Source organism: Streptomyces sp. NPDC057474 (genome assembly GCF_042802555.1).
GTDB lineage: Bacteria > Actinomycetota > Actinomycetes > Streptomycetales > Streptomycetaceae > Streptomyces.
The window spans coordinates 28799-51604 of the sequence record NZ_JBHVDX010000034.1 but is presented as its reverse complement, the minus strand read 5'-3'; the positions used below and the strand labels follow the sequence as shown (position 1 = coordinate 51604).

Below are 22806 nucleotides of genomic sequence, written 5' to 3'. Positions count from 1 at the left end.
TCACGAGGAAATCGGCTTCGGTGGAAGGGACTCGGCGGTGGCACTGCCCCTTGAAGGACTGTCCGCGATCGTCACCGGCGCGGGGCGCGGGCTCGGCCGGGCCGAGGCGTTGGAACTGGCCCGGCTGGGCGCGGCCGTCGTCGTCAACGACTACGGCCGGGCGGGCCGGGACGGTTCCGGTGAGGTGTCCACCGGGCCCGCCGAGGAGGTCGCGGCGTCGATCCGCGCGGCGGGCGGTCGGGCGGTGGCGCACATCGGTGACGTGTCCGACCACGAACAAGCCCGGGAACTGGTCGCGTTGGCGATCGCCCGGTTCGGCAAGCTGGACATCCTCGTCAACAACGCGGGCATTCTGCGCGACCGCATGGTCTTTTCCATGTCCGAGGACGAGTGGGACTCTGTCGTCCGGGTGCACCTCAAGGGGCACTTCAACACGATCCGGTTCGCCTCCGCCCACTGGCGTACACGGGCGAAGTCGGGCGAGGGTGGGCCGGTGTACGGGCGCGTCGTGAACACCTCCTCCGAGGCCTTCCTCGCCGGCTCCGCCGGGCAGCCCAACTACGCCGCCGCGAAAGGCGGAATCGTCGGGCTGACCACCTCCACCGCTCTCGCGCTCGCCAAGTACGGCGTCACCGCGAACGTCATCTGCCCACGCGCCCGGACCCGGATGACCGAGGACGTCTTCGCGGGCCTGCCCGGGGCGCCCGACGGCGACGGCACCGACCTCGACCCCTTCGCCCCCGAGCACGTCGCCCCCCTCGTCGGCTACCTTGTCTCACCCGCCGCCGCACAGGTGAACGGCCAGCTCTTCGTCGTACACGGCGGCATGGTCGCGATCGTCGAACGGCCGCGCGTACAGGCCAAGTTCGACACCAAGCAGGACGCGTTCACGTACGACGAGCTGGACGGGTTGCTCACGCCGTACTACGTCGACCGGCCGGACGGGGAGACGTTCGCGGCGGCGGAGGTGCTGGGGCTGAGGCACGGGCCGGGGGCGGCCCCGTAAGGGGCCCGGCCGGAACTGCGCGACCGGCCCACTACAAACCGCACGCGCCGATCCACCCGACGTGGCAGGCGCGTTTTGCGGCTCGTCTGCGGCCCGTACGTGACTCGCACGTGGCTCGTCTGCGGCCCGTACGTGACTCGCACGTGGCCCGTCTGCGGCCCGCACGTGACTCGCACGTGGCCCGTCTGCGGCCCGTACGTGGCTCGCACGTGGCGCGTCTGCGGCTCGTACGTGGCTGGTCGCGCAGTTGCCCGGGCCCCCTACAGGGCCGGGCCCGTACCCGGAACGGAACGGCCCCGCCCGTCAGCGACGAGCGGGGCCGGATGCCGTTGTGGTCGGTTCTGGCGTCGAATTGACGTTTCTCCAGAGGTGACCGGAGGGACTCGTGTCGCCGTTCAGGCGGACGTCGTCGACTCCGTGTGTTCGGCCGACTTGCGGTGGCGTCCGCGAGGGGTCGCTATCTCGGCTTCGTGGGCCGAGATCTGGCCCCGGTGCCTGCCGTGGCCTTCCGCCTCGTGGGGGTTGGCAGTGGGCGGCTGGGTTGTGTGCACGTCGCTCATTGGAAGTGTTCCCCGTCGAATGATCTTCTTACCGGCGGGTGATTTTAACGGGCGGCCACGCACTCCTCGAAGGCGCCCGAAGGCGTGTCGCCCCCGCCGCGTCCACTTCGCCCGCAGCCCGCACATCACCTTCACCCGACGGTCACCTCCTCGGGCACTCGCCCCTCCAGCGGCGCCTGCTGCAACGGCACGGGCCGGGCGACAACAGGCGCGGACGGCTCTATACCGGCTGACCCCATACCGGCTGACCCCATACCGGCTGACCCCATACCGGCTGACTCCGAACCGGACGGCTCCGCACTCGACGGCTCGGATCGGGGTGAGGCGACCGCGGCCTCCAGCCCCAGGGCCCCGTCGCAAGCCGGCCCCGTCTCCTGCGAACCCTCCCGGACCCCCTCCCGGACCCCCTCCCGAACCCCAGCCCGGCCCTCCTCCCGTGACTCCTCCGCCCCCCAGGGCACCCCCACCCGAGCCACCCCACACCGCACTGCCCCTGTCTGGTGCGGCAGTTGCAGTACTCCCTCCCGGCTCCACAGCCCGGCCCCCGCCAACCAGCCCTCGGGGGCGGGCAGATGGAGGATCCGGCGTGCGGCCGGGCGCCAGACGCCGACCCAGCTCCCCCGGGGCCCGTCGAGGCGCAGCGCGACCGCGCAGCTCTCGGGGGTCAGGATCTGGCCCGGCTGGATGGCGAAGGGGGTGATGCGGTGGCCGTCGGGAACCCGTAGGCACTCCGGGAAGCGGACCGGAAGCGTGCTGCCCAACACGCCCCAGCCGAGCCGGTCGTGGCCGGGGGAGGGCGCGTCCGAGCGGATCAGGAGCAGTCCGCTGTCGGGGTCGGCGAGCAGTACCCGGTCGTTGCTGTCGTCCGCGATCTGCAGCAGCGGTGAGACCTCGCCGCCCTGCTCCAGATCGACGGCCACCGACTTCGTCCGGCCGTTCGACTCCTGGTCCAGGGCGAGCAGTCGGCCCGTCCCGTCCAGCCAGACGCCGCCCGAACACCGCCCCGGCACCTGCGCCAACAGCTCCGGGCCGAACGTTCCGCCCGCCACCAGCCACACCGTCGTGGCGCTCCGGCCCAGGGCGAGGGCGTACGCCCGCTCCCCACACGGTGCGGGAGGCAGCAGCCGCAACTCGGCCGCCGGATCGGCGCATTCGACCGCGCCGAGCGGGAGTTCGCCGGTGCCGGGCCCGGTCGGGTAGAGGAGCGAGAACAGGTGCCGGTCGGCCGCCAGCCGGTGGATGAGGACCCGGCCGTCGGTCATGGGGAGCACTTCGGTGCCGGGTTCCTCCGGCTGGTTGCCGGGCAGGGGTACGGCGTACGGCTCGGGGCCGTCCAGGGTCCAGCGCTCGGGGAACCAGGACTCGCCGTCGAGCGCGAGGCGCGCCGCGTACGTCCCGTCGGCGGTGATCACGCAGCCGGGCGGCGCCGCGGACCCGCCGTGCCCACCGCCACCGCCGTGCCCACCGCCACCGCCGTGCCCACCGCCACCGCCACCGCCACCGCCACCGCCACCGCCGTCGCCGTGCCCACCGCCGCCGCCGTGCCCTTCATATCCGCCGTTCCCTCCAAGCCCTTCGCCCCCGCCCTGCCCCCCGGTCGTGTCCTTCCCCTCGTCCCCCTGTCCCGTCCCGCTCCCATGGCCCGTCGTGGGTGGTGGGGATGCACAGGCCGTCATCGTTCGATCACCTCCGGCGACGAAGGTAGTTTTCGCACGCACAGACGTGGGACAACTAGCACCCCCTTCACACATAAGGGTGCTAGTGCCTCGATTCGCCTGAGGGAACGGCAGCGGATGTGCTGGCGGAGGTACGGAAAGGAGCGGGAGACCGCGTGCGGCGCGCGGGCCGGCCGAGGGGCGGCTGGTCGAGTGACCCGCGGCCGGTCTGGGACGGGAGCGGTGCAGGTAGCCTTCTGTGCGTGCCCCGTCTGTCTGAAGTCATCGCCGCGCTCGACGCCCTCTGGCCGCCCGAGAGGGCCGAGGGGTGGGATGCGGTCGGCACGGTGTGCGGAGACCCCGACCAGGAGGTCACGCGGGTCCTGTTCGCCGTCGACCCGGTGCGCGAGATCGTCGAGGAAGCGGTGAAGCTGGGCGCGGACCTGCTGGTCACCCACCATCCGCTCTATCTGCGCGGTACGACGACGGTGGCGGCCTCCACCTTCAAGGGCCGGGTCGTGCACACCCTCATCAAGAACGACATCGCGCTGCACGTCGCCCACACCAACGCCGACACCGCCGACCCCGGGGTCAGCGACGCCCTCGCCGGAGCGCTGGACCTCAGGGTCGTACGCCCCCTCGTACCGGACCCCGCCGACCCCACCGGGCGGTGCGGTCTCGGCCGGGTCTGCGAGCTGGACCACCCGCTGACCGTGCGCGAACTGGCCGCGCGGGCCGCCGAGCGGCTCCCCGCCACCGCGCAGGGCATCCGGGTTGCGGGCGACCCCGAGGCGGTCGTCCGCACGGTCGCCGTCAGCGGCGGCTCCGGCGACAGCCTCTTCGACGACGTACGCGCGGCCGGTGTCGACGCCTTCCTCACCGCGGACCTGCGCCACCACCCGGCCTCCGAGGCCGTCGCCCACGGTGCGCACTCCACCGACGGCACCCACACACCTCTCGCGCTGCTCGACGCGGCGCACTGGGCCACCGAATGGCCCTGGTGCGAGCTGGCCGCTGCCCAGCTCGACGAGATCTCCGACCGGGAGGGATGGGACCTGCGCGTCCACGTCTCCAAGACGGTCACCGACCCCTGGACCGCCCACGCGGCGTCCGCCACCACTTCTGACCCACTGGGAGCCCCCAACTGAACGCCGAGCCCGCCGACCAGATCCGACTCCTCGACGTCCAGGCCCTCGACGTACGCCTGCAGCAGCTCGCGCACAAGCGGAGGTCACTGCCCGAGCACGCCGAGATCGAGTCGCTGACGAAGGAGAACACCCAGCTGCGCGACCTGCTCGTGGCCGCGCAGACCGAGGAGAGCGACACCGCCCGCGACCAGATCAAGGCCGAGCAGGACGTGGACCAGGTGCGCCAGCGCGCCGTCCGCGACCAGCAGCGCCTGGACTCGGGCGCGGTCAGCTCCCCGAAGGACCTGGAGAACCTCCAGCGCGAGATCGCCTCCCTCGCCAAGCGGCAGGGCGACCTGGAGGACATCGTCCTGGAGGTCATGGAGCGGCGGGAGTCCACGCAGGAGCGGGTCGCCGAACTGACCGAGCGGGTCGGTGCCGTCCAGGGGAAGGTCGACGACGCGACCGCACGCCGGGACGCCGCGTTCGAGGAGATCGACGGCGAGGTGGCGACGGTGACGAAGGAGCGCGAGGTCATCTCGGGCGCGGTCCCCGCGGACCTCCTCAAGCTCTACGACAAGCTGCGCGGCCAGCAGGGCGGCATCGGCGCGGCCAAGCTGTACCAGCGCACCTGCCAGGGCTGCCGCCAGGAGCTGTCGATCACCGACATCAACGACATCCGCAAGGCCACGCGCGACACGGTGGTGCGCTGCGAGAACTGCGGCCGCATCCTGGTGCGTACGGCGGAGTCCGGCCTGTAGGAGGACCTGCGAGAGGTTCTGCACGAGAACGAGACACACCAAGAGGGTTACGTGGTACGGGAGTTCATCGTCGAGGCCGACGGCGGTTCCCGGGGCAACCCGGGGCCCGCTGGTTATGGCTCCGTCGTCCTCGACGCGGTGACGGGCGAGACGTTGGTGGAGGCCGCCGAGTACATCGGGGTCGCCACGAACAACGTCGCCGAGTACCGCGGCCTCATCGCGGGCCTGAAGGCGGCGTACGAGCTGGACCCGGAGGCCTCCGTCCGGGTCCGCATGGACTCCAAGCTCGTCGTCGAGCAGCTGTCGGGCCGCTGGAAGATCAAACACTCCGACATGAAGCCCCTGGCCGCCGAGGCCGCGCGCATCTTCCCGCCCGGTCGTGTGACGTACGAGTGGATGCCGCGAGAGCAGAACAAGCACGCCGACCGCCTCGCCAACGAAGCGATGGACGCGGGGAAGCGGGGCGAGCAGTGGTCGGCCGCCGCTTCCACGGCTGACCTGGACACGCGTGGGGCCCGAGCCGCCGCCACCGCCGCGCCCGAGCCGGCGGGGCCGCCGGGGGACGCGACGGCGGGCGCGGCGAAGGCGAGGGCGGCCTTGGCCGGGGCTCGGGGCGAGACGGGGAACCCCTTGGCGGAGCCTCGGGGCCAGTCCGGGGACCGTGCCGGAGCGAATCCGTCGGAACCGGTGAGCGGTCCTGATGCCGCGGCCGCACCATCTGCCCGCGCCTCTTCTCCTCGCCCCGCTTCTTCGGCTGACGCTGACGCTGACGCTGACGCTGACGCGGCATCGGCATCGGCATCGGCATCGGCTTCGGTTTCTGCCGTTTCCTCAGCCGGCCGCGCGGTGACGCCTGGCGGCCGCAGCCGTACCACCGAAACCCGGGCCAAAGCCGCCGCCGACCTCCGTGCCGCCCAGAACATCGCCTCCGCCGCCACCCCCGATCTCGGCACTCCCGCCACCTTCGTCCTGCTGCGCCACGGCGAGACCCCCCTCACCCCTCAGAAGCGGTTCTCGGGGAGCGGCGGTTCGGACCCTTCCCTCTCCGACGTCGGCCGGTATCAGGCGGAGCGGGTCGCCGTCGCGTTGGCGGCTCGGGGGACGATCCAGGAGGTCGTGTCGTCGCCGTTGGCCCGTTGTCGGGAGACGGCGGGGATCGTGGCGGCCCGGCTCGGGCTCGGGGTGACGGTCGAGGGCGGGCTGCGGGAGACGGACTTCGGCGCGTGGGAGGGGCTGAGCTTCGGTGAGGTGCGGGAGCGGTACCCGGACGACATGAACGCCTGGCTGGCCTCCCCGGACGCCGAACCGACCGGCGGCGGCGAGAGCTTCGAGGCCGTGGCCCACCGCGTCGCGGCCACCCGGGACGAACTGGTCGCGGCGCACCGGGGCCGTACCGTCCTGCTCGTCACCCACGTCACGCCGATCAAGACCCTCGTACGCCTGGCCCTCGGCGCACCCCCGGAGTCCCTGTTCCGCATGGAACTCTCGGCGGCATCCCTGTCGGCCCTGGCGTACTACGCGGACGGCAACGCCACCCTCCGCCTCCTCAACGACACGTCACACCTGCGCTGAAGGGTGGTCGCGGAGGCCCGCCGCCTCCCGGGCCAGCCTCTCGATCCGTCCCCAGTCGCGCGCGGCCACGGCATCGGCCGGCAACATCCAAGTGCCGCCCACGCAACCGACGTTGGGGAGGGCCAGATACTCCGGCGCGTTGACCGGGCCGACCCCGCCGGTCGGGCAGAAGCGCGCCTGTGGCAGCGGTCCGGCGAGTGACCTCAGATACGCCGTACCGCCCGCCGCCTCCGCCGGGAAGAACTTCATCTCCCGCACCCCGCGCTCCAACAGCGCCACGACCTCCGACGTGGTCGACACCCCCGGCAGGAACGGCACCCCGGACGCCCGCATCGCCTCCAGCAGTACGTCCGTCCAGCCCGGGCTGACCAGGAAACGGCCGCCCGCCGCGACGGACTCCGTCACCTGCGCGGGGGTGATGACCGTACCCACCCCGACCACCGCCGCCGGAACCTCCGCCGCGATCGCCCGTACGGCGTCGAGCGCGGCCGGCGTCCGCAGGGTCACCTCGATCGCCGGCAGCCCGCCCGCGACCAGCGCCCGCGCGAGCGGCACCGCGTCGACGGGGTCGTCGACGACGGCCACCGGCAGCACGGGCGCCAGGTCGAGGACGGACACGCGCGACGACGGGGGCAGCGATGGAGGCATGCCGTCATCCTGCCCGGGCGGCGCAGCATGCACAACGCGCGTTGCGCATGCTGCAATACGCCTGAGTGGGGGGAGGTTCAGTGGACCTCGGTCACCAGCACATCCAGCGTCCACGCCTTCCCAGCCCCAGCCCCGGCCCCAGCCCCGGCCCCGGTCGGTGGCTCCACCTCCACCACGTATCCGAGGTCCCGCAGCGCCTCCACCAGCTCCGCCGGGCCCTTGGGCGCGATCCCGGCCGACAGCAGACTCCGTACGATGCGGCCCTTTGTCGCCTTGTTGAAGTGGCTGACGACCTTCCGGGTGGGCGCGTGCAGCACCCGTACGGTCGCCGTCCGCCCGGCCACCTCGCCCTTCGGCTTCCACGCGGCCGTGTACGCCGAGGACCGCAGGTCGAGGACGAGTCCGTCGCCGGCGGCCTCGGGGAGCGCCGACGCCATCGGCGTACGCCAGTGCGTGCCGAGCGCGCCGACCCCGGGCAGCTTCACGCCCATCGAGCAACGGTAGGAAGGGATACGGTCCGTCACCCGGACCGCGCCCCACAGCCCAGAGAAGACCAGCAGCGAACGCGCCGCCCGCTGCTTCGCGGCGGTCTCCAGGGTGGCCAGGTCGAGGGAGTCGTACAGCACCCCCGTGTAGACCTGCCCGGCCGGCCGCGCCCCCGCCGTCAGCAGCTCCGCGTTCTTGGCGACCTCGCCGCGCAGCCCCTCACTCAGCCCCAGCACCTCACGCGCCTTGTCCTCGTCACCGGCGCACAACTCCACCAGCTCACCGATCACCGCCTCCCGCGCCCCCGTGAGCGCCGGCAGCGAAAGCCCCTCCAGCTTCAACGGAGCGCCACCCGCAGAGGGGGCCTTGCCTTCGGACGGGGGAAGCAGGACGAGCACGGGTACTCCTTGTTCTCGGGGGGTCTCGGGGCTCCGCGACAGCGTACGGGGTGGGGAGGAGGGCTCCGGCAGTGCCCGCCGGGGTGCCGCCCCGCCCGTCCTCAGGCCGCCCGTCGCCAGGCCGCTCGGCTGCCGTCGTGGGCCGCCGTCCCGCCCCGTCCGCCGGACCGGCCGACGGTCACCGTCGGGATGCCGCCCCGCCCGCCCCGTCCTACGCTCGACCCATGCCCCGCCGCCATCTCCGCGTCAAGGGCGCCGCCGAGGCTCCCCTAAGGGCGGCCCTGCGCGCGCTGCGCGGGGAACTCGATGTGCCCGACGCCTTCCCCCTCCAGGTCCTCGTCGAGGCGGAGCACGCCGCGAAGTCGCCGCGCCTCCCGTCGTACGACGCCACGGACATCCCCCTCTTCACCATCGACCCGCCCACCTCGACCGACCTAGACCAGGCGATGCACCTCTCCCGACGGCCGGGCAACGGAGGCCACCGCGGCTACCGCGTCCGGTACGCCATCGCCGACGTCGCCGCCTTCGTCACCCCCGGCGGCGCGGTCGACGCCGAGGCCCACCGCCGGGTGACGACCCTCTACTTCCCCGACGGCAAGGTCCCCCTCCACCCCGCCTGCCTCTCCGAGGGCGCCGCCAGCCTCCTCCCGGGCCACACCTGCCCGGCGGTCCTGTGGACGCTGGACCTCGACGCGGACGGCCGCACCGAGACCGTCGACGTCCGCCGGGCCCTGGTACGCAGCCGCGCCAAACTGAACTACGCCGGCGTACAGCAGGAGATCGACGCGGGCACCGCCGAGGAACCACTCGCCCTGCTGAAGGTGATCGGAGAGCTGCGCGAGCGCCTCGAAGTCGAACGCGGCGGCATCTCCCTCAACATCCCCGAGCAGGAGATCATCGAGCAGGACATCATCGAGCACGCCGACGGCGAAACCGACGCCGACACCTACGAGTTGACCTACCGCGCCCCACTCCCCGCCGACGGCTGGAACGCCCAGATCTCCCTCCTCACCGGCATGGCCGCGGCCGACCTGATGCTGGCCCATGGCACCGGCGTACTGCGCACACTTCCCGCCGCCCCGGACGGCGCGGTCGGCCGCCTCCGCCGTACGGCCAAGGCCCTGCGCATCGACTGGCCGCACCACGTCTCGTACGCACAACTCGTCCGCTCCCTCGACCCCCACGAACCCCGCCACGCCGCCTTCCTCCTGGAGTGCACGACCCTGCTGCGCGGCGCGCACTACACGCCCTTCCGCGACGGCGACCTCCCCGACATCACCACCCACTCCGCCGTCGCCGCCCCCTACGCCCACTGCACGGCCCCACTCCGCCGCCTCGTGGACCGCTACGCCTCGGAGATCTGCCTCGCGGCGGCAGCCGACACCCCGACCCCCGACTGGATCCTGGCGGCCTTCGACACCCTCCCCGACGAGATGACCGAGGGCACCCGGCGGGCCGGACGCGTGGAGCGCGAATGCGTGGACATCGTCGAGGCGGCGCTGCTCAAGGACCGGGTGGGGGAGGTGTTCGAGGGGTGCGTGGTGGACGTGGAGGAGGATCAACCCACCGTGGGAACAGTGCAGTTGGAGTCCCCGGCAGTCATCGGCCGAGTAGTGGGGACCTCTGGCGGTCGGCTGCCGCTGGGGGAGCGTCTACAGGTACGGCTCACGCAGGCCGAGCCGGGAGCGGCGAAGGTCCGGTTCGTTCCTGCCGATCCCGCGTGAACTCCCTGATGACTCCTACGAGTTGATGGGACTCGTCCGCGTGGAAGCGCACCAGCCGTACCACCCTGCGACGGCCGAACAAGGTCGAGTACGCGACAGGCTCGGCCAGTTCGAGGGTGATCGTGGTCTGCGAGCCGACCGGCATGTCGAGCTCGCCGTCCCGCTTCTCGTGCGTCGTCCGCAGCTCACGGCGGACCGAAGCGACAGCGGCGATCGGCACGCACAGATCCACGGTGGCGAAGCGGCGCAGCCGCAGGGTCGTGTCGGTGAGGACGTGCGGGCGGGTGACGGAGGCCGCGTGGAGCCCGGCGACGACGAGGATCGTGTAGAGGTCGAGGACGAGAACGGCCTGATGCACCAGCGGGAAGTCGCGCAGCAGGACGGACATGGTCACGGTCTCGATGACGCACACGAACCCGAAGCCGAACATCATGGCCCCCTGCCCCCGCGTGTACCCGTACACCCGCCCCGCCCCGGCCCCGGTCCCGTGCGGCCGACGGGCCACCCAGCGCAACAGGCTTGCCAGCAGCAGGAGTTCATGACGTACGAGGGTGCGGGCGATCCGGTAGGTGTTCCCCACATGGCTCATCGGCGGTCCTCCCTCAGTTTCCGGAGCGTGCGGCGGATGGCCTCCGCCTGGGCCGGGGCGAAGTCGGCGTAGAAGGCCCGCAGAAAGCTGCCGTTGCCGCCGCTGCCGCTGCCGCTGCTGCCGCCGCCGTCGATATCGGTGTCGGACGGGACCATCTCCGGCGGGATGAGGTCGGCCAACAGGTCGGCCGCCTCCGTCACGCGGGGGTCGTCGAGGTCGGCGTCGGCGAGCGCGTCGAGCAGCGCGTACGCCTCGTGAGCCCGCTCCACCGCACCGGGGGCCGCCATCATGCTCTCCAGCCCGGCCAGCATCTCCGCCCGCACCTCGGGTGCCGCAGTCGTCTCCAGGAGGGCGAACACCTCCCGGTCCTTGGCGGCCATCGGGGACTGCGGCACAGGCCCGAACTTCCCGAAGAGCGCGGCGAGTTCTGGGGACACGGGCCCCTCGTCCGGAAGCCGCCCGCACCGCGCGTCCTCCATCAGGACATGCAACCGGGCCCGCCGCTCCCGGATCGAGGTCTCCTGCCGGGCCAGATCCTCGTCCAACTCCCCGAGCACCTCGACGAGTTCACGCCCGGCGTCGTCCGCGAGCACGTCCCGCACCTCGGCAAGGCCCAGCCCCAGCTCCGTCAGCCGCCGGATCCGCGCCAGCACGACCGCGTGCCGCAATGTGTAGTCCCGGTATCCGTTCGGCCGCCGCTCCGGCTCCGGCAGCAGCCCGAGATGGTGGTAGTGCCGCACGGCCCGCGGGGTGACCCCGACGGCCGCGGCGAGTTCTCCGATCCGCATGCGACCAGTAGAAACGTTGACGCTGCGGCAGGGTCAAGCGACGGGCCCGGCGACTGACGGTGACCGAGATCATGTGCCACGATCGAGGGAACGGTTCCCGATCTCACGGCCAGGTGATCAGCCGATGTCCCAGTCTGGCGAGCGACCGAAGAAGGAGGGGCGTGACATGACTGCCATGGCCCACGAGCCGCTCACGCAGGAAGAGGTCCTGCTGGAGGGCTTTCTCGCCCTGGACACCCCGGAGGGTTTCCGGGCAGAGCTTGTCGAGGGGGAGATCGTTGTGACGCCGCCGCCGGACGGGGATCACGAGGACTACATCAGCCTGATCGTGGAGCAGGTGATCAAGCGGTCCCGAACCGACATGCAGTTCTCCGGCAACAAGGGCCTGAAGCTGAGGAGCCCACTCGACATCCTGAAGGACCATGTCATCCCCGATGCCACCTTCGTACCGAGAGAGCTGCGCCTCTTCCGGAACGCTGATTCCTGGATGCCCTGCGACGGCGTGGCCATGGTTCTGGAGGTGACCTCGACCAAGCCAGCCACTGACCGCGAGGCCAAACGCCGCTCCTACGCCCGCAGCGGCATCCCCCTGTACCTCCTCATCGACCGGGACAAGTCCTCGGTGACGCTGTTCAGCGAGCCAGAGGAAGACGATCACCAGCAGAATTGCAGGGTCCTTTTCGGGGAGGGCTTGTCCATCCCTGAGCCCTTCGGCTTCGAACTGGACACGGCGGACTTCCTCTAGCCCCCCGGGCGCGGCCCCAAAGCACGGCGAACCAGGCCGCCGTCGTAGCAGTGCGGTGGCGGTCCTGACCCCGGTATGGAAGCGGGACCCCCAGATGTTGCACCCTTACAGCCATCGAAAGGGGTGCGTGAGGTGGGCCGCGGACGTGACCAGACCCGGTGGACCCGGGCGATCCTAGGCCGCCCCGACCGCCCCCTCGACCTCCTCACCGCCCGCTTCGACCACCACCGCTACGCCCCGCACACGCACGAGGAATTCAGCGTGGGCATCTGCGTCCTCGGCGCCTCGTGCATCGACTACCGGGGCGACGCTCTCCGGGTGGGGCAGGGCACGATCGTCGTCCTGGCCCCAGGCGAGGTCCACACCGGCGAGTCGGCCTACGGCACCTACGCCTACCGCGCCCTCTACCCGGCCCCCGCCCTCCTCTCCGACGGCATCCTCGGCGGCACCCCGCACTTCCGCGACCCCCTCCTCCACGACCCCGAACTCGCCGCCGCCCTGCGCACCGCCCACGCGGAACTGAGTACCTGCCCCGACCCCCTGGAAGCCGAGTCCCGCCTCCCCTGGCTGCTCACGGCCCTGGCCCGCCGCCACTCGACGTCCCGCCCCACCGCCGACACGGTCCCCGGCGCCGGCACGATCGCCCTCGCCGTACGCGACCGCCTCGCCGACGAACTCGCCGCCCCACCCTCCCTCGCCGACCTCGCCACCGACCTGGGCCTCTCCCGCTACCAACTCCTGCGCGCCTTCCGCACGACCATGGGCATGCCCCCGTACGCCTGGCTGGCCCAGCACCGGGTGAGCCGGGCCCGGGGGCTGCTGGAGGCGGGCGCCCGCCCGGCGGAGGTGGCCGTCCAGGTGGGCTTCGCGGACCAGGCCCACATGACGCGCTGGTTCAGGCGGGTACTGGGGGTGACGCCGGCGGCGTATCGGACGAGCGTGCGGCCGTAGACGTACCGAGTGCCGTGCGCGCGCAACAGCGTTCAAGACGTGCGCCCCTGACCCGGCCGAAACTCACCCCATGACCGCACGCGGCTGGTTCCTCTTCTCCCTGTTGGGAGTCCTCTGGGGTATTCCTTATCTGATGATCAAAGTGGCGGTGGACGAGGTCTCCCCGTCCATGGTCGTCTTCGTACGCTGCGTCCTGGGCGCGGCCCTGCTGCTCCCCTTCGCGATCCGCCAGGGGGGACTGACCCGCGTGGTGAAAAACCACTGGCGGCCGATGCTCGCCTTCGCCGTGATCGAGGTCATCGGCCCCTGGTGGACCTTGACCGACGCCGAACGCCACCTCTCCAGCTCCACGGCCGGCCTCCTGATCGCGGGCGTACCGATCCTGAGCGTGCTCCTGGCCCGCTTCTTCGGCGACACGGAACGGCTGGGAGCCCGCCGCATCACCGGCCTGGCCCTGGGCCTGGGAGGCGTAGCGGTCCTGACCATCCCGCACCTCACCGGCGGCAACGTCCTCTCCCTCACCGAGGTCCTGATCACGGTGATCGGCTACGCCACGGCCCCCTTGATCATGGCCCGTCACCTCAAGCAGGTCCCCACCCTCCAGCTGATAGCCCCGGTCCTGCTCCTGTCGGCCCTCGTCTACGCCCCCGCGGCAGCCCTCACCCGCCCAGCCGAGATGCCCTCGACCGCCGCCCTGGTGTCCCTCGCAGCCCTGGGCGTGATCTGCACGGCCCTGGCCTTCGTGGCCTTCCTGGAACTGGTCCGAGAGGTCGGCCCCACGAGGGCGACCGTCTTCACGTACGCCAACCCGGCGGTGGCGGTAGCGGCAGGCGCGCTTTTCCTGGACGAGCACCTCACCCCCGGAATCCTGGCGTCCTTCGCCCTGATCCTGGTGGGCTCGTTCCTGGCGACGGCATCGGCGGCACCGACCCCTCCCTCTCGCCCGGTAACATGGTCCACACGGCAGACGAGCCGGGCGGACGGCCGCGTGAAGGTCCTCACGGACCTCCCCGAGGAACGTCCGGGCTCCACAGGGCAGGGTGATGGCTAACGGCCACCCGGGGTGACCCGCGGGACAGTGCCACAGAAAACAAACCGCCGGGGACCTCGGTCCTCGGTAAGGGTGAAACGGTGGTGTAAGAGACCACCAGTGCCCAGGGCGACCTGGGCAGCTAGGTAAACCCCACCCGGAGCAAGGTCAAGAGGGGACACCCCGGTGTCCCTGCGCGGACGTTCGAGGGCAGCCCGCCCGAGTCCGCGGGTAGACCGCACGAGGCCGGCGGCAACGCCGGCCCTAGATGGATGGCCGTCTCCCCGGCCGCCGCGAGGCAGCCGGGCGACAGAACCCGGCGTACAGCCCGACTCGTCTGCCGCCAAGAGCCCCTGACCAGTGAAACAGCAGGTCAGGGGTCATTTTCCTGTAGGTTGAAGAGCTTCGCTCGAACCCGGTCCACACCGGTTCAAACCGGACCGCATGGCCATGTACCTAGCCATGAAAGTAGCCACGAGGGTAGCCGCGAATTGTGGGCCGGCGATTGGCGGCGATGTGGCCTGGGCTGGTGCGGGTGGCCCCTGTCGAAACCAGTACTGGTCGCCCGGACGTCTGCCGCTCCGCTGCGGTCGGGTGGAACTCCTGGCACGACGACCGATTGACCGAGTAGCGCAGGCGACACCCATCCCCGTGTTGCGATTTTCGCATCTTGCTCATATGGTGAACCCATGGCTGAGACTGTGACCGATCGTGTACGCAACGTCATGGGGGTGGCTTCGGTCAGCCAAGCGTCGTTCGCCGAGACCATCGGGCTGACCCCCGACAAGTTGTCGAAGTCCCTCGGCGGCGTCCGCAGGTTCACGTCTCTGGATCTCGCCCGTATCGCCGAGTTCGGCAACACCACTGTCGACTGGTTGCTGACCGGCAGGGAACCGTTGCGCCCCGCCTTCGCCGCCCGCGCCAGCACGTCGGCCGTCGATGAGCGTGGCCGAGGAAGACTCAAGGACCTCGTCGAAAGGTTCACCACGGCACACGAGGTGATCGACCTCTTGGGCCTTTCGCCAGAACTGCCGGAGCTGCCCTCGGTCCGCTCGGACCTCAAGCGCTACGTCGATCAGGGCTTGGCTCTCGCGGAGGACGCACTCGCCCGACTCGCTGCCGCAGGTTCGTCCACGGTCGGTGGCCTGGACACTGCCGATCTGCTCCAGGCCATGGAGCACACTTTCGGCGTCGACGTGGCGAAGATCGGTCTGCCAGAAGGAATCGATGGGGCTGCCTGGCAGGCGAACGGATTCCGACTCGTCATGATCGCCCGAACCGACGTGCCGACGCGTCAACGCTTCACCCTGGCCCACGAACTCGGACACATTCTGGCCAGGGACGCGCAGGATCTGCTGACGGAGACTCATCTGTCCCCGGGACACCAGAAGGACCTGACGGAAGTGCGCGCCAACGTGTTCGCCGCCAACCTTCTGATGCCCCGGAGCGAGATCAGCTCCGCGGTGCGGGAAGACGACCTCACGGACGAGCAGCTCATCACACTGGTGGTGCACTTCCGGGTGTCACCCAGCGCTCTCGCGGCACGGCTTGTGCAGTTGGGTGTCATCGCACCGGAGACGGCGAACAGACTGCGCGGCCTCACGACCCAGACCTGCCACTGGCTCACCGGACAGAGCGACCTCTTCGAGGCCAGCAAGACGTGGGCGCTGGCCAGACGACTGCCCTTCCGCCCCGCGCAGTTGCTGTACGAGGCATACCTTGACGGCGAGACCACCCTCCGTCCGCTGGCCGCGTACACAGGCGTGGACGTGGACAGGATGCGTGAGTTGCTCGAACCCGAACCGGTACCACCAGAGGGCGCGACCTCCACCACCGACTTGGGCGAAGGGGACATGGTCTTCCAGCCATGACGCGCCACTGCTGGTTTCCCGACAACACAGTGTTGTGCAATTTCTCCGCCGTCGACCGTCTGAGCCTTTTGGAGAAGGTTCTTGACGGCCGCGGTCGTTGGACGCAGGCTGTCGCGGCTGAGGCCGAGCAGTCGAAACGGTACTGGCCGACGTTGAGCCAAGTGTTCGCCGACGGATGGCTCGGCGAGCCCATCGAGATCGACGCCCCGGCCGAAGCCGCCCTGGTGGACCGTATTCGCCGCGTCGTGTTCGCGGGGTCCCCGTCCCGGCCCCTGCAGCACCTGGGTGAGGCGGAGACACTGGTTGTCATCGAGCATCGCAGCGGGTTCGAAAACTCTGTGTGGATCACTGACGACGGTGAAGCGGGCCACTATGCGCGTCGCAAGGGCATCTGCGTCAAGAACACCGTCGACATCATGCGTGAGGCCGTCGTGGGCGGCCTTGTCATGGCCGACGACGGCCACCGCCTCCTCCTGGGAATGGAACAGGCCGGACGTCACCTGCGAGGTGTTCCGCACAGGCCGGATGACCTGTTGCGCTGAGGCCGCCCTGCGGGTGCACTTGCTGGCTCTCGCCTCGGACTCCTGGCGCAGGCGAGCACAGTGCTTCGGGCGCCGGAGTTTCGCGCGATCAGATCCGGCCGACCTCAACGGGATCCCGTCGTCTCGCCCTTGAACCTGGGGATGGCACTCGTTCGTGTGCAACGTCAGCAGCACGTGCCACTGGTCGTTGAAGTGGCGGCTGAGCTTTTCTCAGGCGTCCTGTCAGGGGCTACCCGGTCTGAGGCGGTGTCGCCACGCGGTTCGGCGCGACAACGCCGAGCAGTCGGCACAGCATGGAAAGAGGCGGGATCCTCGGCCGCATGACGGCGGAAGTGAGGAGCTATGAAGATGCGCACACCTTCCGCATGGTGCCCACGCCTTCCCGATCACGACTCGGGAGCACCGTGAGTGGCGCCGAAGAACGGCTGCTGGCCGGCCGGTATCTCCTCGTCGAGCAGCTCGGTCGCGGCGGGATGGGCACCGTGTGGCGGGCTCAGGACCAGTTGCTCAGCCGTGAGGTGGCGGTGAAAGAGCTGACGGTCAGCGGCTTGCCGCGCGAAGAGCTTACGGTGTTGCACGCCCGCATGGAGCAGGAGGCACGGGCCGCGGCGCGGGTGAAGCACCCGGGGATCGTCACCGTATTCGACGTGCTGGAAGAGGACGGCCGACCGTGGATCGTGATGGAGCTGATCGACGGCCAGTCACTCGCCGACGTCATTGCTACGGAGGGGACACTGCTGCCACGAGACGCGGCCCGGCTCGGAGCGCAGTTGCTGCCGGCGCTGGACCGGGCTCATCAGCTGGGGGTTCTCCACCGGGACGTCAAACCCGCCAACGTGCTGCTTGAGCGCGGCGGTCGGGTGGTGCTCACCGATTTCGGCATCGCCGTCATGGGGGGCTCCAGTGGCCTGACCCGCACCGGCGACGTCATCGGCTCGCCGGACTACCTCGCCCCGGAGCGTGCCACGGGCCACCGTCCGGGCCCGGAGTCCGATCTGTGGTCGCTCGGCGTGACGCTGTACGCCGCGGTGGAGGGCCAGTCACCGTTCCGCCGCGCCACGACGATGAGCACCTTGCAGGCGGTGGTGGCGGAGGAGCTTCCGGAACCCCGACACGCGGGCCCGCTCGCCCCCGTCATAGAAGCACTGCTTCGTAAGGACCCGAACGAGCGCGCGACGGCTGAGCAGGCCCAGCGGATGCTGGGCGATGTGGCCGCCGGGCTGCCGGTGAGCGCACCCGCGCCCGAGGTAGCGGAGCATCCGCCCACGCAGGTGGCGCCGCCGACGGACAGCGCCGACAAGGAGCGCTTCACCCGGGAACCGACCCGGACGACACCGCCCACGCCGGTGCCGTCACACAGGAGAGACAATGGCGTCGAACTCGGCCTGGCGGCATACGACGAGAATCGGGCGGCCATCCCACCGACCGTACGAGCGCCCGCCGACCACCACGCCCATCCGGGCGACGCGGGCGACGGCCGGCCCAAGCGGCGCAAGTCGCTGCTGATCGCCGGGGCGGCGCTGGCGGTGGCACTGGTGGGTGGCGGCGCCGCAGCCGTCGTGATGACCATCGACTCCGGAGACACCCCGCAGTCCGCACCCGCTACCTCGCCGAGCACGGTCACCTCGCCGAGCACGGTGACCTCGCAGAGTACGGTCACCTCGCAGTCCACTGTCACCCGGACGGCTGCACAAAGTCCTCCCAGCAAGGCCGAAGAGACCCCGGCGCCGGCACAGTCCAGCCCCGCATCGACATCAGCCCCTCCGACCACCACCGTCGCCGCGCCTGCCCGACAGGTCGTCGAGGACTACTTCGCTGCCATCAACGCCGGGGACTACGCGCGCGCATGGGACCTCGGGGGGAAGAACCTGGGCGGGTCCTACGATTCCTTCGTCAAGGGCTTCTCCGACACCGTCTCCGATACGGTCACCATCGAGTCAGTCTCCGGGGACACCGTGACCGTGCGGCTCGACGCGTTGCAGACGGACGGAACGCATCGGTTCTTCGCCGGTACGTACACCGTTCGCGATGGCGCCATCGTCGCGGCCGACATCCAAGAGCAATGACGCATCGCTGAGCGCATCACAGAGGCTGAGCCACCCCGGCGGGGAGCAGGGTGGAGAAATAAGTAGCCACCAAGTAGCCATCGAGCTGGTCATCCTGCATGTTTATGCAGGTGGCAGCGCCGTGGTGATTCTCCCTGGCGGACAGCCCGACTCGTCTACCGCTACTGCCCTCGGCTTTGCCTCACAAGCCTCCCTGACCTGCCCGGAGGTCTTCTCCAGACTCTCGGCGGCTTGCCGCGGCAGGCGGAGAATGGCGGGGCCCTCCTGGACGAATCCCGTGCGTCATCAGTCGCTACCGCCGACGGTGACTGGATTCAGCTCCCTTGTCGTGGTGAGCCGTTGCGCCTGCGAAGCCCGCGCGAGATCATGTTCGATAGTCGATAAAATGTACGAATCGTCGAAGTGGCGAGCGGTGGATGGCGGGTAGCGGGTAGCGGGTGGCGGCAGATCCTCCCAGATCCCGCGGGACGCGCCGTACGTACGGGGAACAGGGGAGCGGTGTGACGGGGTGGGACATCGACCCGGTCGGCGTGCGCGGTGTTCTGGAGACGTCGGTACGCATGCGAAGAACCTGTCGGAGGCAGGTTCGGCGATGCAGGGGAACCTGGAAGAGGCCGCCTCGACGGCGGGGATGATCACCAGCCAGTACGGGCCCTACACGAGCACGGTCGGGGTGGTGGGTGCGGCCCTGGGCGAGTTTATGCAGCAGTGGAGCCACGACCTGGCTCTATATCGCCGAGCGCACGTCCAAGTCGTTGAGCGGGGCGGCGGAGGCCACCGGGCACTACATCGAGGGTGACTTGACTCTGGCGGCCAACGCGCAGCGTGAGGCGGCCAAGGAGCCGAAGGTCGAGCTGCCCGGGGTCGATTCGCCGACAGAGGGCCAGTGATGGCCGACGAGGCGAATCTGATCGACCCGTCCGGGATACCGCAGTTCCTCGGGGACCTGCCCACGCTGGGCGTCGACGTGATGCTGCTTTACGCGAACGCGGGCCAGTTCCGGGCCTCGGGTGCTGATCTGCACACCGCCTTCCAGGGCTTGTCGGCCTTCTACCGTGCCCCGGAGGCCCATGACCTGTTCTCGTCGACGCAGCCGGTGCAGGCGAAGGCGGACGCGTTCGCGGACGATCTGGAGAAGGTCGCTGGGGCGCTGGACGAGTACGGCGTCGAAGTCAGGCCGCTGGTGGAGAAGTTGGCGACGCTGAAGACAGACGCGCGGACGTTCGTGGACTCGGTTGCGGGGGACGACGACTGGCGCAAGGGCAAGGACAAGGTCGACACCAACAACGGCCTGTGGCACGACGTCAACCACACGGTCGCCGCCTTCCAGGCCGCCGAACTCGCCTGCCACAACAAGATCACCGCTCTGGTCGGCGGTACCACGCTCACGGTCGATGACGGCTCGCACGGCGAGAACATGTACGGCTATCGCGCCGAGGATCTCGATCACGCAGGGGAGACCCCGTGGGGTTCGGCGGTCGAGCAGGAGTACGAGGGCTGGGACTGGTTCACGCACACGTCCGGGCAGGTATGGGACGGCTTCTGGACCGACGGTGTGATGGGCACTGTCCACGGCGTGGGCACCCTGTTCGGCGCGGACGGCTCGGATGCGGCGGGCGAGGCATGGACGGGCCTGGCCAAGCTCGGCACCGCCTCCTTCCTGACCAGCGCCACCCTCGGTACGTGGTGGCTGGTGCCCGACGACAAGCTCCCCTCCTGGCTGCGTGATTCCCGCACCACCTACAAGCAGACCGTCAAGGGCTTCGTCGCCTGACGAGGCGCAGGACCTCCGCCCCGCCCACTGGAAGATGCTGCGCGCCATGGTCGCGCCGGGTGACGACGACATGTTCATCGCCGGCGACACCCACCAGCGCATCTACGACCAGCAGGTCACCCTGGGAACCGTCGGCGTCAACATCCGCGGTCGCGCGGCCCGCCTCACCCTCAGCTACCGCACCACACGCGAGATCCTGACCCGGGCCATGGAGGTCGTGAACCCCAAGAGCGACCAGATCACCTTCGACGACCTCGACGACGGCACCGACACCCTCGACGGATACCGCTCGGTTCTGCGCGGCCCCGCCCCCGAACTCGTCCGCTGCGACTCATGGGACGACGAACTCGCCCAGCTCGCCACCGCGCTCCGGGGCTGGCGCCAGGAACTCGCCACCGGCGGAGCCGACGGCAAGACCCGCGACCCCCGCGGCACCATCGCGGTCTGCGTCGCCGACCGCGAAGCCGTCAACCAGGTCATGTACTACCTGGCGACCGAGGCCGAACTCACCGTCGCCGAACTCACCAAGGAGGGCGTCAAGGGAGACGGTGACATCCACGTCGGCACCATGCACCGCTTCAAGGGCCTCGAATACCAGAGGCTCGCCATCGTCGGTGCCCGCGACGGCGTCATCCCCCGCGCCACCGTCGTCCAGCGTTACCGCGCCACGGACCCCCGGCGCCTCGCCCGCGAGGAACTCAAGGCCCGGTCACTGCTGTTCGTCGCGGCCACCCGCGCCCGCGACACGCTGCGCATCAGCTGGTACGGCAAGGCGAGCCCCTACCTGCCCGGGTAGGGGCGTCAACCGGTCGTACGTCAGTGATCGGCGGCGTACGAGACGAAGGCGGTCCATTGGTGGGGGGTGAAGGCGAGTTGGGGGCCTTGCAGGTGCTTTGAGTCCCGTATGTGGATGGCGTCGGGGGCGAAGGCGACTTCAACGCACTCCGGGCCGTCATTCGTGCTGTAGCTGCTCTTGAACCACTCCAGCGGGGAACCCTTCCCCGTCGAGGGGTTGGTCATCATGTCTCTCCCAGCAGTTTCTCGATGAAGGCCAGCGACTCACGGGGCGCGAGGGCTTGGGCCCGGATGATTCCATAGCGGATCTCATGGATCTGGACTTCCTTGGGATGCGAGATCAGCCGACTGGTGAGCTGGACCTCGTTATGCCCCACGGTGTCCCCCTCGTTGAGCCGTAGCAGTTGAAGTGACCCGGAAAGTCCGGCGTGATCCTCGCGGTCCGTGGGCATCACCTGGATCTCCACGTTCCGCCGCCGACCGACCTCCAACAGATGTTCGAGCTGCTTGCGCATCACCATTCTGCCCCCGACCGGACGGCGTAGCGTCACCTCTTCCTGGACGAAACTGAAGACGGGGTGGGGTAGCCGGTCGAAGACCTCCTGCCGTGCCAAGCGCGCGGCGACAAGCCGCTCAACCTCCTCCTCGGCGAAGGGCGGACGCCGCATCTCGTACAACGCCCTCGCGTACTCCGGCGTCTGCAGCAGGCCATGGATGACGGAGTTGGCGTAGGCGCACAGCTCGGCGGCCTCCGCCTCCAACTTCGCCAGATCCCGCACCTTCTTCGGATACCGAGCCTGCTCCACATCCGTCTTGAGCCCTACGAGCAACCCACCCGCGTCCAGCTCACGGTCGGCCGCCTCCAGAAACGTCGGGCTCGCCGCCCGCCGCCCCCGCTCCACCGAGGACACCTGCTCCTCGCTGTAGCCGATGGCCGTGCCCAACTCGGCCTGGGTGAGCCCCTGCCGCTCGCGGCACGTCTTGACGATTCTGCCGACCGTCCGCAACACCGCCGCCGACTCCTCGTCGTCAGCCCCGTACGACTCCATGCCGTCACCGCTCTGCGGCCCCAGCCCCGTCACGCCCATGCCCGCACCTCCACGTGCCGTCCGTACCCAACTCCCGCCGACGCACCGCGTAACGCAACCCGCCCGGACAGAGCCGGACAACGCCCGGACAGCGACGCTGCGTACCGTCGTCGTTACTGGTCAGAGTAGATACAGCCGACCACGCTGAGTGACATGAACGTCGATATTGGCCACCCCACGGCGACCCACCCCGATCCCAACCAACCCACCACCCCCACCCGCCACTTCACGATCCGCCTCTCGGCCACCTCCAGAGGCGCCCGTCTCGCCCGCCACCTCACAGCGGAGCAACTCCACCGCTGGGGCTGGCCGTACGGCACCGAGGCGAACGACACCTCCGCGCTGCTCGTGGCCGAACTCGCCACGAACGCGGTGCTGCACGGCCGTGTACGGGGCCGGGACTTCCGCCTGCGCCTCACCCTCTACCCGGCAGATCCAGCCCTCCGTATCGAGGTGACGGACGCCCGCCCCGACCGTCGCCCACCCACCCCCGGCACGCTCCCCCCGCCGCCCCCCGATCTGGACTCCGGGCGAGGCCTCGTCCTTGTCGAAGCCCTGTCCACCCACTGGGGAACGACCTGCGGCGACCCGTACACCAAGACGGTCTGGTGCGAAGTCGTCCTGGCGTGA

The 22806-nt window shown here is 70.2% G+C and carries 22 protein-coding genes, 1 other RNA gene and 3 pseudogenes; 17 read left to right on the top strand and 9 right to left on the bottom strand.

All coding sequences use genetic code 11. From position 1 onward, the window contains the following. Positions 1-37: 37 nt before the first annotated feature. Positions 38-1006 (top strand): 3-oxoacyl-ACP reductase, encoded by a 969-nt coding sequence (locus tag ACFU53_RS13020; RefSeq protein ID WP_383990105.1) that lies wholly within the window; start codon positions 38-40, stop codon positions 1004-1006. 395 nt (positions 1007-1401) lie between these two features. On the opposite strand, the gene ACFU53_RS13015 is transcribed toward ACFU53_RS13020, so the two are convergent. The 3 genes from ACFU53_RS13015 to ACFU53_RS13005 all read right to left on the bottom strand — a co-directional run bounded on the left by ACFU53_RS13015 (position 1402) and on the right by ACFU53_RS13005 (position 3118). After that, positions 1402-1566, bottom strand: coding sequence for a hypothetical protein (locus tag ACFU53_RS13015; RefSeq protein ID WP_383990102.1), 165 nt, complete (start codon positions 1564-1566; stop codon positions 1402-1404). Between the two features lie 131 nt (positions 1567-1697). Next, positions 1698-2978 (bottom strand): hypothetical protein, encoded by a 1281-nt coding sequence (locus tag ACFU53_RS13010; RefSeq protein WP_383990099.1) that lies wholly within the window; start codon positions 2976-2978, stop codon positions 1698-1700. Beyond that, a complete protein-coding gene (locus ACFU53_RS13005; protein WP_383990096.1) occupies positions 2975-3118 on the bottom strand; it encodes a hypothetical protein in 144 nt (47 codons plus the stop codon). Before ACFU53_RS13005 ends, ACFU53_RS13010 begins: the two co-directional genes overlap by 4 nt. Positions 3119-3484: 366 nt before the next feature. Here ACFU53_RS13005 and ACFU53_RS13000 point away from each other — a divergent pair, with 366 nt between their 5' ends. Genes ACFU53_RS13000 through ACFU53_RS12990 form a run of 3 tightly spaced genes read left to right on the top strand, consistent with a single transcriptional unit; the run spans position 3485 to position 6681 of the window. Further along, the gene (locus ACFU53_RS13000) at positions 3485-4369 is read left to right on the top strand and encodes a Nif3-like dinuclear metal center hexameric protein (protein ID WP_383990093.1); all 885 of its coding nucleotides are present in this window, start codon (positions 3485-3487) and stop codon (positions 4367-4369) included. Next, a complete protein-coding gene (locus ACFU53_RS12995) occupies positions 4366-5109 on the top strand; it encodes a zinc ribbon domain-containing protein (RefSeq protein ID WP_383990128.1) in 744 nt (247 codons plus the stop codon). Before ACFU53_RS13000 ends, ACFU53_RS12995 begins: the two co-directional genes overlap by 4 nt. Positions 5110-5160: 51 nt before the next feature. Continuing rightward, positions 5161-6681: a bifunctional RNase H/acid phosphatase gene (locus tag ACFU53_RS12990; RefSeq protein WP_383990090.1), complete on the top strand. Its 1521-nt coding sequence runs from the start codon at positions 5161-5163 to the stop codon at positions 6679-6681. Here the strand turns inward: ACFU53_RS12990 and eda are convergent. Both eda and yaaA read right to left on the bottom strand, forming a co-directional pair. Beyond that, positions 6667-7329 carry a bifunctional 4-hydroxy-2-oxoglutarate aldolase/2-dehydro-3-deoxy-phosphogluconate aldolase gene (eda, locus tag ACFU53_RS12985; RefSeq protein ID WP_383990087.1) on the bottom strand — a complete coding sequence of 221 codons (663 nt, stop codon included), beginning with the start codon at positions 7327-7329 and terminating at the stop codon, positions 6667-6669. The two genes, ACFU53_RS12990 and eda, sit on opposite strands and share 15 nt — an antisense overlap. A gap of 77 nt (positions 7330-7406) precedes the next feature. Beyond that, positions 7407-8213 (bottom strand): peroxide stress protein YaaA, encoded by an 807-nt coding sequence (gene yaaA, locus ACFU53_RS12980; RefSeq protein ID WP_383990084.1) that lies wholly within the window; start codon positions 8211-8213, stop codon positions 7407-7409. Positions 8214-8437: 224 nt separating this feature from the next. Here yaaA and ACFU53_RS12975 point away from each other — a divergent pair, with 224 nt between their 5' ends. After that, positions 8438-9937, top strand: a complete 1500-nt coding sequence (locus ACFU53_RS12975; protein WP_383990081.1) for an RNB domain-containing ribonuclease — start codon at positions 8438-8440, stop codon at positions 9935-9937. Here ACFU53_RS12975 and ACFU53_RS12970 read toward each other — a convergent pair. Beyond that, positions 9879-10526: a hypothetical protein gene (locus tag ACFU53_RS12970; protein ID WP_383990078.1), complete on the bottom strand. Its 648-nt coding sequence runs from the start codon at positions 10524-10526 to the stop codon at positions 9879-9881. The two genes, ACFU53_RS12975 and ACFU53_RS12970, sit on opposite strands and share 59 nt — an antisense overlap. Further along, positions 10523-11314: a MerR family transcriptional regulator gene (locus tag ACFU53_RS12965; RefSeq protein ID WP_383990076.1), complete on the bottom strand. Its 792-nt coding sequence runs from the start codon at positions 11312-11314 to the stop codon at positions 10523-10525. Before ACFU53_RS12965 ends, ACFU53_RS12970 begins: the two co-directional genes overlap by 4 nt. 166 nt (positions 11315-11480) lie before the next feature. Between ACFU53_RS12965 and ACFU53_RS12960 the strand changes: the two genes are divergently transcribed. The 11 genes and pseudogenes from ACFU53_RS12960 to ACFU53_RS12910 form a co-directional block, all read left to right on the top strand. Next, entirely contained in the window at positions 11481-12059 is a 579-nt protein-coding gene (locus ACFU53_RS12960; RefSeq protein WP_383990073.1) for a Uma2 family endonuclease, read from the top strand. Between the two features lie 123 nt (positions 12060-12182). Continuing rightward, positions 12183-13010, top strand: coding sequence for a helix-turn-helix domain-containing protein (locus tag ACFU53_RS12955; RefSeq protein WP_383990070.1), 828 nt, complete (start codon positions 12183-12185; stop codon positions 13008-13010). Between the two features lie 70 nt (positions 13011-13080). Beyond that, positions 13081-13908: pseudogene (locus tag ACFU53_RS12950) on the top strand (DMT family transporter); the annotation flags it as partial. Positions 13909-13978: 70 nt separating this feature from the next. After that, an RNA gene (gene rnpB, locus ACFU53_RS12945) (RNase P RNA component class A) lies at positions 13979-14380 on the top strand. Positions 14381-14729: 349 nt separating this feature from the next. After that, positions 14730-15911 (top strand): helix-turn-helix domain-containing protein, encoded by a 1182-nt coding sequence (locus ACFU53_RS12940; RefSeq protein ID WP_383990067.1) that lies wholly within the window; start codon positions 14730-14732, stop codon positions 15909-15911. After that, positions 15908-16453: a hypothetical protein gene (locus ACFU53_RS12935; RefSeq protein ID WP_383990064.1), complete on the top strand. Its 546-nt coding sequence runs from the start codon at positions 15908-15910 to the stop codon at positions 16451-16453. The genes ACFU53_RS12940 and ACFU53_RS12935 overlap by 4 nt, the downstream gene beginning before the upstream one ends. A 404-nt stretch (positions 16454-16857) precedes the next feature. Next, entirely contained in the window at positions 16858-18519 is a 1662-nt protein-coding gene (locus tag ACFU53_RS12930) for a protein kinase (RefSeq protein ID WP_383990061.1), read from the top strand. 592 nt (positions 18520-19111) lie between these two features. After that, positions 19112-19186 (top strand): annotated as a pseudogene (locus ACFU53_RS12925) (hypothetical protein); the annotation flags it as partial. Between the two features lie 13 nt (positions 19187-19199). After that, positions 19200-19409: a DUF6507 family protein gene (locus tag ACFU53_RS12920; RefSeq protein WP_383990058.1), complete on the top strand. Its 210-nt coding sequence runs from the start codon at positions 19200-19202 to the stop codon at positions 19407-19409. Beyond that, the gene (locus ACFU53_RS12915; RefSeq protein ID WP_383990055.1) at positions 19409-20293 is read left to right on the top strand and encodes a hypothetical protein; all 885 of its coding nucleotides are present in this window, start codon (positions 19409-19411) and stop codon (positions 20291-20293) included. Before ACFU53_RS12920 ends, ACFU53_RS12915 begins: the two co-directional genes overlap by 1 nt. Then, positions 20292-21089 (top strand): annotated as a pseudogene (locus ACFU53_RS12910) (3'-5' exonuclease); the annotation flags it as partial. The gene ACFU53_RS12915 and the pseudogene ACFU53_RS12910, both read left to right, overlap by 2 nt. A gap of 20 nt (positions 21090-21109) precedes the next feature. On the opposite strand, the gene ACFU53_RS12905 reads toward ACFU53_RS12910, so the two are convergent. Further along, positions 21110-21313, bottom strand: coding sequence for a DUF397 domain-containing protein (locus tag ACFU53_RS12905; protein ID WP_383990125.1), 204 nt, complete (start codon positions 21311-21313; stop codon positions 21110-21112). Beyond that, positions 21313-22176 carry a Scr1 family TA system antitoxin-like transcriptional regulator gene (locus ACFU53_RS12900; protein WP_383990052.1) on the bottom strand — a complete coding sequence of 288 codons (864 nt, stop codon included), beginning with the start codon at positions 22174-22176 and terminating at the stop codon, positions 21313-21315. The genes ACFU53_RS12905 and ACFU53_RS12900 overlap by 1 nt, the downstream gene beginning before the upstream one ends. 153 nt (positions 22177-22329) lie before the next feature. Between ACFU53_RS12900 and ACFU53_RS12895 the strand changes: the two genes are divergently transcribed. After that, the gene (locus ACFU53_RS12895) at positions 22330-22806 is read left to right on the top strand and encodes an ATP-binding protein (RefSeq protein WP_383990049.1); all 477 of its coding nucleotides are present in this window, start codon (positions 22330-22332) and stop codon (positions 22804-22806) included.